Genomic DNA, 13,137 nt, shown 5'->3' on the forward strand with positions numbered 1-13,137 from the left:
AACCGACAACCGAAAGGCGGTCACTTCGCCGCTTGGGAGCAACCCGACGCTCTCACGATGGACCTTAGGGCAGCATTCAAACCGCTGCGTTAATGCGACGTTGCGCGGGCGGTGGCATACCGTCGTCCGCGTTACGTTCTGGTTTCTCCACGCGCGAGTACCCTGTTTCCCATCTTAAAAGATAAGTTATCCATAATATATGATCGACTTAGAAAATATTCTCAGTGTGAATATCTGACATCGAGAAAACTGTGCAGCTGCAAACCGATCTTCTGCGTCGGCCGAGGCGCGACGATGCATCGCTTGATGCGCAAGATTTGCGTTCCGAGTCGCGAGCGCAGACCTATCCGGCTTGACCCGCCTCTGAATTCTCAGTAGCATCTATTAAACGAACACTTGTTCGTTTAACGAACAAACTCCGATCTAAATCTTGAATTCTGGCAACTACCATGCATGAACATGCTTCTCCTGAGGCCGTGCCGTCGCTGCGCGATGGGGTGCGCTTTCAAATAACCGGGCCCGCGAATGCTCCGGTGTTGGTTCTCGGCAATTCGCTGGCGACCGACATCAGCTTATGGCGAGACCAAATCCAAGTCTGGAAAAACGATTTTCGAATTGTCGGGTTCGATTACCCGGGGCACGGTAGTCCCAGTTGGGGCAACGCAAGCAGCATGAGCGAGTACGCCGCGAAAATCGGCCGGCTCCTCGATACGCTGGAGATCGACACGTACTCGTATTGCGGACTGTCGATGGGCGGCGCGCTCGGTATGGAACTCGCTGTCTTGCATCCGCACCGAATGCAGAAACTGGTCTTAAGCAACACGGCCGCCCAGTTCGGTTCGCGCGATTTCTGGAATCAACGCATCGCGACGGCGACCGCGTCCGAGGACGGCATCGCTCAGTTGTGCACGGCGTCCTTAAACCGATGGTTCACCGCCGAGTTTGCCGCGGCCCACCCCGACGTGGTGGTATTCGCGCAATCGATGTTTCTCGCGACCGGGCCAGCGGGCTACGCCGCGTGTTGCGCCGCGGTCAGAGACTTCGACTTCTCCGAGCGATTGACGGACATCGAGATTCCGGCTTTGGTCATCGCCGGCGCTGGCGACTTGGCGACTACGCCACAGCAAGCCCGTGTGCTGGTCGATAAGTTGCGCCGCGCGCAGTACCACGAGCTACCGACGGGCCATCTGGGCAATCTGGGCGCGAGCCGTGAGTTTACCGAGGTGGTACAAGCATTTTTACAGTCGCGGTGACGTGCACTGCGCGCGCTATCGGAGTTTTGAATTGCGCGAAGTGGCTTTGCGCGGTCCGAAGCCAAGTCAGCCGCAGCGCGCGAGAACGGAAAGCGTGGCGGGCGTCCTCGCAAGGCAAAAGTAGACGCAGTTCACGCGTAACACGAACACGACGAGCACTAGCTATTGAATCGCAACCGGGTGGCCTGTCAGCCAGCCGTTAATGTCTTCAAGCACGTCCTTCTCGATCCCAAGGAAACCGTGTGGTGAATGCCCGCCGCAATCGGCCTCCTTGTCGCCACCTCCGTCTGTCGAATCGACCTGGACAAAATCGAAGTGGTCACGCTCGGCCAAATGCTTGCCGGCATACGCGGGCGAAGATACACACGCGTCGTGCTGATTCGATACGACAAACACGCGGTATTTCGTGCCGTCCACGTCGAGGTCGGCAAGGCTGGGGTTGCCCCGGCGCGATACAGTCACAGGGGACGTCAACACAAACGCATCGGCCAGCGTCGGACCACGGTTCAGCGCATTACCGACCGAAACCGTCCCGGCGCTCGTGCCGACTAACGCGATCTTCGAGTTCGGGAAGCGTTGGCGTAACGCGGCCACGACCGCCTGTGTATCCGTGAACGATTCCTTGCTCATCCGGAAGTGGTCGTCCACGCCTTGCGCGTTGTCGGACGGCGTATCGACCAGCGCAACAGCGACGCCGTAATCGATCCAGTGATGCGCCGAGCGAATCAAAAAATTGCCCTTGAGTGTGGTTGCTCCACTGGCATTCAGATGCAGGTCGCCCGGCGTGCCAGGAAACAGGACAACCACCCACGGCGGATTCGAAGATGGCGACTCGACGAAGATGCTCTGTGTCACGCCGTCGCGCGTAGGGAGCGTCACGAGGTCCCCGTGGTCGAGCGGGTCTGCATGGACATTGGCGATCAACAGAAGGGCCGCGAGCCCGCAGCCAATACGTTTCAGCTTCATCACATCTCCCATACGTAATTATTATTCATCGCCTCCAGCGTCGCCGAAGTCGCTTCGGCCAGCAGCGATGGCCTGCAAAATGCGATCTAGCCCAACGGACGATACCCAAAGCAGCGATAAGAGCGCAAGCTTCTCCGATCGGCGTTTCAATACACATGCAGAGCGTTCCGGCCTTGTATCCGGCTATAGCGCTTGGTATGGTGTCTACAATGTATCTACGTAATTAGAGCCCGATATGAAAGTCGTTGTGAAGAAGTGGGGCAATAGCGCTGCGTTGCGCCTGCCAGCATCGCTCATGGATGCGGTAAGCCTGCAGATTGACCAGGCGGTCGAGCTGCGTGCGGAGCGTGGCCATATCGTCTTAGAGCCTTTGCGCGAGCGGGAATACGACCTGGATTCGATGCTTGCCGCGATCACACCAGCAAACCAGCATGCGTCCGTCGATTTCGGAGCGCCCGTAGGAAAGGAGACGTTCTAAGTGGCGAAATATGTACCGGAACGAGGCGATGTCGTGTGGCTGCACTTCGACCCGTCGGCAGGACACGAACAAGCGGGTCATCGACCGGCATTTGTCATCTCACCGCGCGCCTACAACGCCGTGAGTGGCATCATGCTGTGCTGCCCGATGACTACGAAAATCAAGGGCTACCCGTTCGAGGTTGAGATCGTCGCACCCGACGGAGGCAAGAGTGCGGTGCTTTCAGATCAGGTCAAAAGCTTGAACTGGGTTGTCCGAGCCGCGAAGTTTCGCTTCTCCGCTGACCCGGCTGTATTCGTGGAAGCGCGGGCGAAAATGTCCGTGCTTTTCCGATAACGGATCAGATCATGTGCAACGCGTGGATCAACAGCAAGCTGATACCCGCAAGCGCCACGATGGACAATACGACCGCCGCCGTAACCCGCGGACCTGCCTTCACGACGGTGCGAACGTCCACACCCAACCCAAGCGCGGCCATCGACACCACGGTCAGCAAATTGGCAACCTCATTCGCCGGTTGCAGCAACACTGTCGGAATCACACCCGCCGAGCGCGCCGCCATCAGTGCCAGAAAGCCGACGATGAACCACGGCAACACCTTGTGCCAAACAACCCCATGCGATTTGGCGGATGTCTTTCCGGATGCGCCGGTCGGATCGCTTCCTTGCGCAGCGCCGCGTGTCAAAACCGACAGAACCATAATGACCGGGCCCAGCATCAACACACGCACCAGTTTCACGAGGGTGCCGATATGCGCGCTAAACAACGACACCGGCACCGTGGCCGCCAATACTTGGGGCACCGCATAGACGGTCAAGCCCGCCAACGTGCCGTATTGCAGATCGCTCAGATGCAGCACCGGAACCAGCAGCGGCAGTCCCAACACGACCAACACGCCGAGGACAGCGGTAAAAGCAATCGAAGCGGCGACATCGTCGCTATGCGCACCGATCACCGGGGCCACGGCCGCAATTGCTGAATTGCCGCAGATCGAATTGCCGCAGGCCACGAGCAGAGCCATGCGATGGTGCAAACCGAGTAAGCGCCCTATGCCGTAACTCAGCACAATCGCCACAATTACCACCGCCACAATCCCGCCCAGCAAATCCAAACCGGCAAGCTTCAACGCCGTCACGCTCAACGACGCGCCGAGCAACACGACCGCCACTTCAAGCAGAAATTTGGCACTGAAGTCGATACCGCTTTGCCATTGTGAGCTCGGCGCCCACACACTGCGTATCGCGGTCCCAAGCAAAATCGCCAGCACCAGAGATTCAAGCCAGACGTGTCCGAAGATTCTGGCTTCGGCCAATTGCAAAGCCCAGGCCCCTGCCGTAACGGCGGCGCACAAAAGAACGCCCGGCGCCACGCGCATCAGTGGATTTGAAGTGCCGGTGAATCCGGTTACGGCTTTTATTTCTTTTTCGGTAGAGAGCGTCGACATTTTCGAAGTCCCCAATGAGTGAACGTTCGACAAGCGTACCGACGCGCAAGACATATGAAAAATACAAAATATTCACTGTTGGCATGTATTTTATTCATGTGTCAGCGATGCTTACTCCGCCGCTTTTTACACGACGGCTTTTTATGCGACTACCCCTGACGTTTCTTAAACGCGGAGATGTCTTTGGGAGAAATTCGAAATACCGGGTGAGGGAAAACGTGCGAAGAAAAAGCAGAAGAGCGGCGCGAGGCCGAAGTTCCTGCCCTGGCCAGTCGAACAGGAAAGGACGGCTTTCGGAAATGCAAGACTAACGAAAGACCATCCTTTCAGGTTCGAGCTAGGTCACGTGAATCAACGGTCAACCGGCCATAGCCGGCCGCCCTTAATTTGCCCAGTGGCAGCTCTTATGGTGGTGCTGATCGGTGTGACATACCCGATGACGCTGGTGCTCATGCTCATCGGCTTGCGCGCTCAATGGCGCGAAGGTGGCAAAAAACGCGCTGAGCGCAAGCGTGGCCAGAATAATTTTTCCAAGTTTCATTTTTTTTCCCGCGAGGTTGAAAGGGTCCCACGCCAAGTATCAAGCAAGTTTTGCACCCGCTAGGCGAGGGGTTTGAATATAGGAAGTTGGTGGCATCGGCCGAACTCGCGAGGACGGGGTCGATGGACAGCCGGGGTGTGAACATGTACACATTTGTCCCGCAAACGCCAGATGCAGGCAGAGCCACCGGTAACTCTGACCGACGAGCACGTTAAACGTTTGATTGGGTTCGAAATTTTTTTGGCCAACACGGGATCGTGCTACCGCTCGGTTGTTACTGTCCGGCACTCGAGTCGCCTACGCGGTTACTTGCGGATACAACTCGACGCGAACGAAGTGGCACACGTCTGTCTCCAACATACAACTGGAGAGAAAAATCATGATCAAGCTATTTGCTGCTGTCGCGTTGGCGGTAAGCCTGGGAGGCTGTGTGGTGGCCCCCGCCCCTTACGGTTACGCACCTGCGCCGGCCTACGGTTATTACGCGGGCCCTGCCGTCGATGTCGGCATTGGCGTAGGCGGTGGCTACGGACACGGCTGGCACGGGAGGTAGTAGCGGATGCGCACCGGGGATGCGCACCGCCCGTCACCGCACCGCGTGCCTGCCTATGGCCTTGGGTAACTTATTTGGGTACCTTAACTTCGGCATAACTTGGCAGCCAACTCGGCAACGTGTTTGCCCTGATAGCGAGCGATATCGAGTTCGTTTTTCGTGGGCTGACGCTTGCCGTCGATGTTGGCCAGCGTTGTCGCACCATAGGGCGTGCCACCCGTAATTTCGCTCATGTTCATGAGACCCGCGCACGCGTAAGGAACGCCTACGATCACCATCCCGTGATGCAGTAGCGTAGAGTGAAACGACGTGATGGTGGTTTCCTGGCCACCGTGCTGCGTGCCGGTCGACGCAAAGACGCTGCCTATCTTGCCGACCAGCGCGCCCTTCATCCACAGCCCCCCTGTCTGATCCAGAAAGGTCCGCATTTGGCCGGCCATATTGCCAAAGCGCGTGGGCGTGCCAAAAATGATTGCATCATAATCGCCCAACTCGTCCGGTGCGGCAACCGCAGCCTGTTGATCCATCTTCACACCCATTCCCTTGGCGGCTTCAGCGGGTATGGTTTCGGGCACGCGTTTGATCGTGACTTCCGTGCCCGCGACACCTCGTGCGCCTTCCGCAATAGCCTGCGACATTTGCTCGATGTGGCCATACATCGAGTAATAAAGAACTAGGATCTTTGCCATGGATTTTTCCTCGGAATGTGAGTAATCGGCACGCGACGTTTATCAGGAACCGCACAAGAAAATTAGTGCATGGGCTCCTATAAAGCAATGTTGGGACCGCGCCCGAGATGATTCTTGTCCCGCATTCGGCAGCCGCCGTATGGGGTAAGCGCTTTCCCGAGAGACACCGACCAATATGTTGCTGCACCAGCATCTTGTAACAACGGGGGTTATCGGTAATTTCTACGGCTTCGGACAAAAGCGGCAACGAAGCGGCGAGAGAGTAGCCAACGAATGTGGCCGAAGCAACGGCCAGCGACGGAACCGACGAAGCGACCGAAGCACCTGTGCGCGCAAGCCTCAGTACACAAGCCTCAGCGTACAAACCGGTCTCGCAAGGCCTTGATGCGATCGTGGTTCTTCACCACGCCCTGATACTGTGCCGCAACCAAGGCATACACCTGCGGCGACAGTTTCTCTTTTAGCGCAGCACCATAGACCTTGCGCGCGTGGTCTTCGCCTTTTTCGCACTCGACCAAGATCGCGTGATTGCGATGCTGCACGGCTGCGGCTTTCGCGCTATCCCAACTACCCCAACCGCGATGGAGGGCCCCGGTCAAACTGCCCTCGGCGCGCGGCTCGCTCCCCAGCATCCGCACGAGCTCTTGCAGGTCGCGCAATGCTTCTCTGCATTCCTGCGCCCGCGCCCGCAACACAGCAGCCAATTCAGGATCCGAAACATCCTTCGCGCTGGCGACAAACCCTAACTCCCCGTCCCTGCTAACCTCGATCAAGCGATTCAAGGTTTTAATCGTTGACGCATCAGGCATGGCAAAACTCCTGAAAAATCGGCGGTGCCGGTGCGAGCCCTCGACCGGGAAAGCCCTCTCACAGTGAATGCCAGCAGGTACTATTCCCGAACGGATAGCCAATTACCCGGAGCGTACCCGTCGCCAGCAGCGGCTCATACGAAATAAGTGGAACGCGGATCGGCATGTCTATTCGTTCGCGTCTTAATACGTGCGCGTTCGCTGCGTGCGTATTCGCTACGCGCTCATGCGCGCATCCAGAACCAGCTTGCCGCGAATATGACCAGCCTCCAATTCGCGCTCGGCTTGAACAGCCTGCGCGAACGGAAAGGTTTTGGCGAGCCGGATTTTGACTCTCTCCTCGTCGATCAAACGCCCGATCTGCGTAAGCTGCTCGCCGTCCGGGTGCGCGGTGTAACGCGCCACGCGAATATCGCGTGCGCGTGCGCGTTCGCTGGAAGGCGCCGCGATCGTCGAGATCAAGGCCCCTCCATCCTTGAGAATTGCCCACGAGCGTTCCTGTGTGTCGCCGCCGACCAGATCGAAAACCATATCGACCTGCGGCACCTTCGATGCGAAATCGTGGAGCTTATGGTCGATCACGACATCGGCGCCCAGCGCCTTCACGAACGCGACCCCATCGCCCGATGCCGTAGCGTAGACCACAGCGCCCTTGGCTTTCGCGAACTGCACGGCAAGATGCCCGACACCGCCGGCAGCGGCATGGATCAGCACGCGCTGGCCCGCTTGCACGCCGCCGCGCTCGAACAAGCCTTGCCAAGCGGTCAGACCTGCAAGAGGTACAGCCGCAGCGGTGCGGAAGTCGAGCGAGGCCGGCATGGGCGCAAGCCAAGCACGTTTGATCGTTACGTATTCGGCGAATGCACCCTGCTCCTGCCCGATGAACGCATACACATCCTCTGCGGCCTGCAGGCCGCCCCCGGCGTCGCCAGGTGTTACCACAGAGCCGGCAAAGTCGCGTCCTAGCGTATAAGGAAGCTGGCTTTCGCGCACCAGCGGATAGTGCCCTTCGCGGGTCTTGTAGTCGACAGGATTCAGGCTTGCGGCGCGAACGACGACCAGCACCTCGTCGTTCTTGGGAGTGGGGACTTCTATCGTATCGCGCTGGATGACGTCGGGACCACCGAAACGGTGGATGCGAAATGCTTGCATTGTGCTCATGAACGCTCCTTGCAGGTACGGCGGTTGCCGGCCCGCACAGAAGCGCGCAAATGTCATGCCCGCGCAATCGCAAAGCCCGCCATTCTGCCAGGCACAATCTCAGGGACCACCCACTTCGATCACTTCACGCACCCCCTCGACACCGCCCAATTGCCCGCAAATCACAGTGAAGTCGGTAGAGGAAACCCGCGACAGCGTAATGGTCACCTCGTCGGTATCGCTCAGGCTTTCATTTTGCTGCACGATGAATTGCTTGACCCGTGCAGAGCCCGGGCCCAGCACACGATACAAGGTCGCGACATTCATTGCGCCACGATCGACCACCAGCCGTAGTTCGCGCCGTTGGCGCGCGGCAAAGAAACGCTTTTCCAGCGGCTTGATGCCCGCCAGAATCACCAGGATGATCACCGTGGCCGTCACGGCTGCAAGGTAAAGCCCGCCCCCCACCGCCAGGCCGATTGCCGCGACCGACCACAAACTGGCCGCCGTAGTCAGCCCGCGCACCACCTCGCCACGCAACAAGATAGAACCGGCGCCCAGAAAGCCGATGCCGGACACGACTTGAGCCGCGACCCGCGAAGGATCCAGCACGATGTCGGGCCGGCCCAGCACGTCCTGGAAACCGAAGGCCGAGACGATCATCAGCAGCGATGCGCCCACGCATACCAGCATGTGGGTGCGCAAACCGGCAGCCCAGGAAAGGCGTTCGCGCTCCACGCCGATTACGCTCCCCAAGGCGGCCGCAAGCAGCAGTCGCGAAACAAGCTCAATCTGACCTAACATCGTGGGCAGCTCCTGTCATATTGGAAGATGGGGGATAGATCTCCCCGCTCGGGCCAACGCTTGGACATAATAGCCGCATCGCCTGTTCAACGGTCGCCGCAGTGCAGCATTGCGGCCGCAAGCGATCGGATACAATGCCGCAACCGAATTTTTGGAAAACTGCGCGTGGGCTACGCACTCATACTTATCGTCGGCGTACTCGCCGGGCTACTCAGCGGTGTAATCGGCACGGGCTCGGCGATGCTGCTGATGCCGGTGCTCGTCGGGATGTTCGGCCCTCAGCATGCGGTGCCCATCATGGCGATTGCAGCGGTGATGGGCAACTTCGGGAAAATGCTGGCGTGGTGGCGTGAAATCGACTGGCGCGCGTGTGCGGCGTATTGCTCGACCGCGGTACCGGGCGCGGCCCTAGGCGTGCGCACCCTGCTTGCGCTTCCGCCTCATGCGGTCGAAATTGCCCTGGGGATTTTCTTCGTTTCGATGATCCCGGCCCGTCGCTGGCTGGCACGGCGCCATGTCAAGTTCTCACTGTTGCACTTGGCGCTGATTGGCGGCCCGGTCGGTTTCCTGACCGGGATCGTCGTCTCGACCGGGCCGATCACCGTGCCCGTGTTCATGTCGTATGGGCTGATCAAAGGTGCGTTCCTCGCCACGGAAGCTGCGGGCTCCCTGGCGGTTTATTGCACCAAGATCATCGTGTTCCGCCACTTCGGCGCATTGCCCATCGACATCATCCTGAAGGGCTTGATTACCGGCTCGGCAATCATGGTCGGTGCATTTGCTGCGCGCCGGATCGTGCTGCGCATGACTCCCGACGCGTTCAAGCTGATCGTCGATGCCTTGATGTTTTCATCGGGCATGTCGCTACTATGGGCGGCCGCTCGCTAGATCGAGCCCCTCGCTCGCTCGACGCAGCGCATGGGTCTGTGCATCCGCTGTACGCACAGGCGCCGCCTTGACCACGCCTGTTTGCTCGAGGCCCGCGATCTCCACGTCCGAGTAGCCCAGGATGTCTTTCAGAATCGCCGTATTGTCCTGACCGAGCGTGGGCGGGTAGCGGTAGGTTTCGGGACGCGCCTGGGTCTGGGTCTGTGCCTCGGCGTCGGCCGCGGGCCCACTCGCGAACTTCACCGGATTGCCGACCACGCGGACCGTCGCACGACCGTCCTCCTTTTCCAAGTCAAGCACCATCTGCCGATGCATGACTTGCGGATCGGCCAGCGCGAGATCGAGCGTATTGACCAGCGCCACCGGAATCGACGCGCGCTTGAAGCGCTCGACCCAGGTATGCGCCTCAGCCGCCAGGAACGCCTCGTCCAGCAGCGCCCAGAGCGCATGCCGATGGGCGAAGCGAGTCTGGTTGTCGACGAAGCGAGGGTCGTCGATCGCGTCGGCCATGCCCAGCACCTTTGCCATGTCCTGCCACATGCGCTCCGTGTTGGCGGTCACGACAACGCTGTGGCCATCGCCCGCAATGAAGGTGCGATAGGTCGGTATGGAATCGTGCGCGCTGCCCTGCCGCCCCGGTACCGCGCCTGAATGCAGGTAATAGGCGGCCTGGTAGCAGAGCATGGAAACCTGGCAATCCAGCATCGCGATATCGACCTGCCGCCCACGCCCCGTCTCCTTGCACTCGTGCAGCGCGGCAAGCACACCTATCACCGAATACATGCCCGCCGAGAGGTCGCCGATCGGAATACCGGCGCGAACCGGCGGCCCATCGGGTAGCCCGGTCATGCTCATGCCGCCCGAGAGCGCTTGCACGATCATGTCGTAGGCAGGATGGTCGCGGTACGGGCCATCCTGGCCGAATCCGCTGATGCTGCACCAGATCAGCGCCGGCTTGAGCGCCGCCAGCTCCGCGTAACTGAGCCCGAGGCGCTCCAGCACGCCCGGCCGAAAATTCTCGACTACCACATCGCATTCCAGCGCCAGCCTACGCAACACGGCCACGCCGTCGGCTTTTTTCAAATCGAGCACCAAGCTGCGTTTCGATCGGTTCGTGCTCAGAAAGTACGCGCTGTCGCCGTCGATGAAATGCGGTGGAATCGTGCGCGACAACTCGCCCGCCGGTGGTTCGACCTTGATGACCTCGGCACCCAGATCGCCCAGGATCATCGTCGCATAGGGGCCGGAAAGGAATTGCGTCAAATCCAGCACGCGCAGCCCTTTCAAGGGGCCGCTCGCAGACGATACAGCGCGCTCAGCCGTGTCGGGAGTTTGCATGGTCATACGCGCGCAGACAGTTTGGTCAAGGCCAGCACCTTGTGGATCGCGGGCGCGTCCAGTGTCTCCAGCACCCACAATTGGGCGAGCAGATCCTCGGTGGTAGCGCGGCCCAGCAACGGCTCGATCAGGTCGCGCGCCTTCGCATCCACCTCTTCGCGCGGCATCGGGTTGCCCCATGTGCCACGAACGTGCTCGGTGTGATGCCGCAGCGCCGGCCCCGTTTCGCATTCGATCGTGACGATGGCTTGGCGACTGCCGCTGTCCTCGAGCGGCTTGCTGGGTATCAGCTTCACTTTGGCGCGCAGCGCCGCAACCTGCGGGTCCTGCATGCGCGCGAAATCATGCGCCGAGGCGAAGGTCAGTCCACGATCGATGATGTAGATGGCCACCAGATGCTGCAGGCTGATGTTGGGCATGTCGCGGTTATCGACAATGAACGCCTCTTTGGCCGGAACCTCAACGCTGACCGAACGTATCGTATCGGGCGGCGGCAGCGAGTCGAGCAGTGCTTCCAGGCTGTCCAACGGCGCCTGTACCGGAGAACCGACGCACCACTTCTTGATGTTCGAGCCCAGGATTTCGTCACCGAGCGCAATCGGCTGATCCAGTGTGCGCACGCCGGTCGCGCGCCCATAGGCCTCGAACAAGGTCCGGTCGCCTTGCAACACGTCGTCGATACCGGTCCAGCCGGCCTCGCAGAGCAAGGTGGCGAAGATCGCGTTCTTGGCGGCCATCGCGCCGAACACGTAGGCCTTTTGCACGTGATCGTGATCGACCATCCAGCACGACAAGCCGGACACCTCGTGCCCCAGGTAGGACAGCAAGCGGCGCGCGTGCAGCTCGTCGAAACCTGCCAATACGCCCGCCGCCGCGCCCGCACCAAATAGCGCACCGAACGCGTGGGTCGAGTGGCCGCGATGGTTAAGCGCCATTGCCCCCATTTGCTCGTTCACGCGCGCGCCAAGATCGTAGCCAGCGGCAACCGCCGCGATCAACGCTCGACCGTCGCGCCCCTGGCGCTGCGCCATTGCGAATGCGGTCGGCACGATCGCGCAGCCCGGATGGTAAATCGACTTCTCGTGCGAATCGTCGGTTTCATCGGCGTGCGCGAGCATCGCGTTGAACATTGCAGCGGAAAATACCGGCAGGCGCTGACCCGTGCCGATCACAGTCGCCTCCTCCTGCCCGGCGAAGACCGGCAGCGCGGCCAATGCACTGCGGCCGACATCGAGAGCCGCGCCCGACACCATCGCGGCCACCGTGTCGACGATGTGATGCTTGGCCTTCTCGATCAGCCGCGCGGACATCTCGGTCTGCATGGCCTGCGCGATAAAGCGCGTAACGTTGAGTGTCGCCGGGGAAACCTGACGCACATTCGCCGAGGGGGATGTCATGAACAATTCTCCTATTTGGCACCGCGACGCTGGCTGAAACCACCGTCGACAGTGAGTGTTGCGCCCGAGATATACGAAGCAGCGTCGGACGCGAGAAACACCAGCGCATTCGCGACTTCCCGCGGCTCGGCGATGCGGCCGAACGGCAGATGCGTGGTCAACTCGCGCCAGCGCTGCGCATCGCCGAAAGCGTCTACCGCCCGCTGCCGCCAACGCGTTATTTGCCGGTCGGTGGCGATCATGCCCGGATGCACACCGGCCACGCGTACGCCATGCTCCGGGCTCAATGCGCCCAGCGCGCGGGTAAAGGCATGCAGCGCGGCATTGCCTGCGCTTCCCGCAATGTATTCAGGAACGACGCCCTCGCCACCGGCCATGCCGATCACATTCACCACGACGCCCGAACGGCGCGCACACATGCGCTCGTAGAGTGCGCGCGTCAGGTCGATGTAGCCGTACACTTTCAGATCCCAGGCCTGACGCCACCGCTGAGCGTCGATTTCCAGCAGCGTGCCGTGCGGGATATCCCCCGCGTTGTTCACCAAGATATCGGCATCGCCGAAACGCTCGGCCACCGCCGCAATCGCACCGGGTTCGCGCAAATCGATCGCGAAGGTATCGACGTTGACGCCGTACGAAGCGCTTAGCGCGGCGCGAGCTTGCGCCAACGCCTCGCCGCTACGCGCAACCAGCTGCAGCGCACAGCCTTCGGCCGCGAACCCTTCGGCGGCGGCCAAACCGATGCCGCGCGAAGCGCCTGTTATGAGAACCGTCTTGTTTGTCAGCCCGAGCTGCATCGTCACTCCCTGAGAGAACGCGGTATTCAACGAATCAATG

At 60.3% G+C, this 13,137-nt stretch carries 15 protein-coding genes; 5 read left to right on the plus strand and 10 right to left on the minus strand.

Going from position 1 to position 13,137, the window contains the following annotated elements; all coding sequences use genetic code 11:
• Positions 1 to 449 precede the first annotated feature (449 nt).
• Positions 450 to 1,253, plus strand: coding sequence for an alpha/beta fold hydrolase (locus GSQ77_RS02965; protein ID WP_158898904.1), 804 nt, complete (start codon positions 450 to 452; stop codon positions 1,251 to 1,253).
• Positions 1,254 to 1,415: 162 nt separating this feature from the next.
• Here GSQ77_RS02965 and GSQ77_RS02970 read toward each other — a convergent pair whose 3' ends face one another.
• Positions 1,416 to 2,219, minus strand: a complete 804-nt coding sequence (locus GSQ77_RS02970; RefSeq protein ID WP_158898906.1) for an alpha/beta hydrolase — start codon at positions 2,217 to 2,219, stop codon at positions 1,416 to 1,418.
• Between the two features lie 235 nt (positions 2,220 to 2,454).
• On the opposite strand from GSQ77_RS02970, the gene GSQ77_RS02975 reads away from it, so the two are divergent.
• Both GSQ77_RS02975 and mazF read left to right on the plus strand, forming a co-directional pair.
• The gene (locus GSQ77_RS02975; protein WP_158898908.1) at positions 2,455 to 2,697 is read left to right on the plus strand and encodes an AbrB/MazE/SpoVT family DNA-binding domain-containing protein; all 243 of its coding nucleotides are present in this window, start codon (positions 2,455 to 2,457) and stop codon (positions 2,695 to 2,697) included.
• Entirely contained in the window at positions 2,698 to 3,033 is a 336-nt protein-coding gene (gene mazF, locus GSQ77_RS02980) for an endoribonuclease MazF (protein WP_158898910.1), read from the plus strand.
• Between the two features lie 4 nt (positions 3,034 to 3,037).
• On the opposite strand, the gene GSQ77_RS02985 is transcribed toward mazF, so the two are convergent.
• Positions 3,038 to 4,141, minus strand: coding sequence for a YeiH family protein (locus tag GSQ77_RS02985; protein ID WP_158898912.1), 1,104 nt, complete (start codon positions 4,139 to 4,141; stop codon positions 3,038 to 3,040).
• 382 nt (positions 4,142 to 4,523) lie between these two features.
• A complete protein-coding gene (locus GSQ77_RS29355; RefSeq protein WP_254067416.1) occupies positions 4,524 to 4,682 on the minus strand; it encodes an HHHH-motif protein in 159 nt (52 codons plus the stop codon).
• Positions 4,683 to 5,061: 379 nt separating this feature from the next.
• Between GSQ77_RS29355 and GSQ77_RS29160 the strand changes: the two genes are divergently transcribed.
• Positions 5,062 to 5,235, plus strand: a complete 174-nt coding sequence (locus GSQ77_RS29160) for a hypothetical protein (protein ID WP_174246384.1) — start codon at positions 5,062 to 5,064, stop codon at positions 5,233 to 5,235.
• An 83-nt stretch (positions 5,236 to 5,318) separates the two neighbouring features.
• On the opposite strand, the gene wrbA is transcribed toward GSQ77_RS29160, so the two are convergent.
• From wrbA to GSQ77_RS03010, 4 genes are all read right to left on the minus strand, one after another.
• Complete coding sequence (wrbA, locus tag GSQ77_RS02995) at positions 5,319 to 5,924, minus strand: NAD(P)H:quinone oxidoreductase (RefSeq protein WP_158898916.1); 606 nt, start codon at positions 5,922 to 5,924, stop codon at positions 5,319 to 5,321.
• Between the two features lie 353 nt (positions 5,925 to 6,277).
• A complete protein-coding gene (locus GSQ77_RS03000) occupies positions 6,278 to 6,733 on the minus strand; it encodes a PA2169 family four-helix-bundle protein (protein WP_158898918.1) in 456 nt (151 codons plus the stop codon).
• A 216-nt stretch (positions 6,734 to 6,949) separates the two neighbouring features.
• A complete protein-coding gene (locus tag GSQ77_RS03005) occupies positions 6,950 to 7,894 on the minus strand; it encodes an NADP-dependent oxidoreductase (RefSeq protein WP_158898920.1) in 945 nt (314 codons plus the stop codon).
• 99 nt (positions 7,895 to 7,993) lie between these two features.
• On the minus strand, positions 7,994 to 8,677 hold the full coding sequence (locus GSQ77_RS03010; RefSeq protein ID WP_158898922.1) for an MgtC/SapB family protein: 684 nt from the start codon (positions 8,675 to 8,677) through the stop codon (positions 7,994 to 7,996).
• 165 nt (positions 8,678 to 8,842) lie between these two features.
• Here GSQ77_RS03010 and GSQ77_RS03015 point away from each other — a divergent pair, with 165 nt between their 5' ends.
• Entirely contained in the window at positions 8,843 to 9,565 is a 723-nt protein-coding gene (locus tag GSQ77_RS03015; RefSeq protein WP_158898924.1) for a sulfite exporter TauE/SafE family protein, read from the plus strand.
• Here the strand turns inward: GSQ77_RS03015 and GSQ77_RS03020 are convergent.
• From GSQ77_RS03020 to GSQ77_RS03030, 3 genes are read right to left on the minus strand one after another with little or no spacing between them, the layout of a single operon-like run.
• Positions 9,545 to 10,909 (minus strand): CaiB/BaiF CoA-transferase family protein, encoded by a 1,365-nt coding sequence (locus GSQ77_RS03020; RefSeq protein WP_254067417.1) that lies wholly within the window; start codon positions 10,907 to 10,909, stop codon positions 9,545 to 9,547. The two genes, GSQ77_RS03015 and GSQ77_RS03020, sit on opposite strands and share 21 nt — an antisense overlap.
• Positions 10,906 to 12,300, minus strand: coding sequence for an MmgE/PrpD family protein (locus GSQ77_RS03025; RefSeq protein WP_158898926.1), 1,395 nt, complete (start codon positions 12,298 to 12,300; stop codon positions 10,906 to 10,908). The genes GSQ77_RS03020 and GSQ77_RS03025 overlap by 4 nt, the downstream gene beginning before the upstream one ends.
• A gap of 11 nt (positions 12,301 to 12,311) precedes the next feature.
• Complete coding sequence (locus GSQ77_RS03030; RefSeq protein ID WP_158898928.1) at positions 12,312 to 13,097, minus strand: short-chain dehydrogenase/reductase; 786 nt, start codon at positions 13,095 to 13,097, stop codon at positions 12,312 to 12,314.
• Positions 13,098 to 13,137 lie beyond the last annotated feature (40 nt).

The sequence above is a fragment of the Burkholderia sp. L27(2015) genome (assembly GCF_009765705.1).
GTDB lineage: Bacteria > Pseudomonadota > Gammaproteobacteria > Burkholderiales > Burkholderiaceae > LMUX01.

What these genes read in the sequence shown, in the direction of transcription:
- GSQ77_RS02965 (WP_158898904.1), top strand. Translation starts at nt 450, where the DNA reads ATGCATGAACATGCTTCTCCTGAGGCCGTGCCGTCGCTGCGCGATGGG.
- GSQ77_RS02970 (WP_158898906.1), bottom strand. Translation starts at nt 2,219, where the DNA reads ATGAAGCTGAAACGTATTGGCTGCGGGCTCGCGGCCCTTCTGTTGATC.
- GSQ77_RS02975 (WP_158898908.1), top strand. Translation starts at nt 2,455, where the DNA reads ATGAAAGTCGTTGTGAAGAAGTGGGGCAATAGCGCTGCGTTGCGCCTG.
- GSQ77_RS02985 (WP_158898912.1), bottom strand. Translation starts at nt 4,141, where the DNA reads ATGTCGACGCTCTCTACCGAAAAAGAAATAAAAGCCGTAACCGGATTC.
- GSQ77_RS29355 (WP_254067416.1), bottom strand. Translation starts at nt 4,682, where the DNA reads ATGAAACTTGGAAAAATTATTCTGGCCACGCTTGCGCTCAGCGCGTTT.
- GSQ77_RS29160 (WP_174246384.1), top strand. Translation starts at nt 5,062, where the DNA reads ATGATCAAGCTATTTGCTGCTGTCGCGTTGGCGGTAAGCCTGGGAGGC.
- wrbA (WP_158898916.1), bottom strand. Translation starts at nt 5,924, where the DNA reads ATGGCAAAGATCCTAGTTCTTTATTACTCGATGTATGGCCACATCGAG.
- GSQ77_RS03000 (WP_158898918.1), bottom strand. Translation starts at nt 6,733, where the DNA reads ATGCCTGATGCGTCAACGATTAAAACCTTGAATCGCTTGATCGAGGTT.
- GSQ77_RS03005 (WP_158898920.1), bottom strand. Translation starts at nt 7,894, where the DNA reads ATGAGCACAATGCAAGCATTTCGCATCCACCGTTTCGGTGGTCCCGAC.
- GSQ77_RS03010 (WP_158898922.1), bottom strand. Translation starts at nt 8,677, where the DNA reads ATGTTAGGTCAGATTGAGCTTGTTTCGCGACTGCTGCTTGCGGCCGCC.
- GSQ77_RS03020 (WP_254067417.1), bottom strand. Translation starts at nt 10,909, where the DNA reads ATGACCATGCAAACTCCCGACACGGCTGAGCGCGCTGTATCGTCTGCG.
- GSQ77_RS03025 (WP_158898926.1), bottom strand. Translation starts at nt 12,300, where the DNA reads ATGACATCCCCCTCGGCGAATGTGCGTCAGGTTTCCCCGGCGACACTC.
- GSQ77_RS03030 (WP_158898928.1), bottom strand. Translation starts at nt 13,097, where the DNA reads ATGCAGCTCGGGCTGACAAACAAGACGGTTCTCATAACAGGCGCTTCG.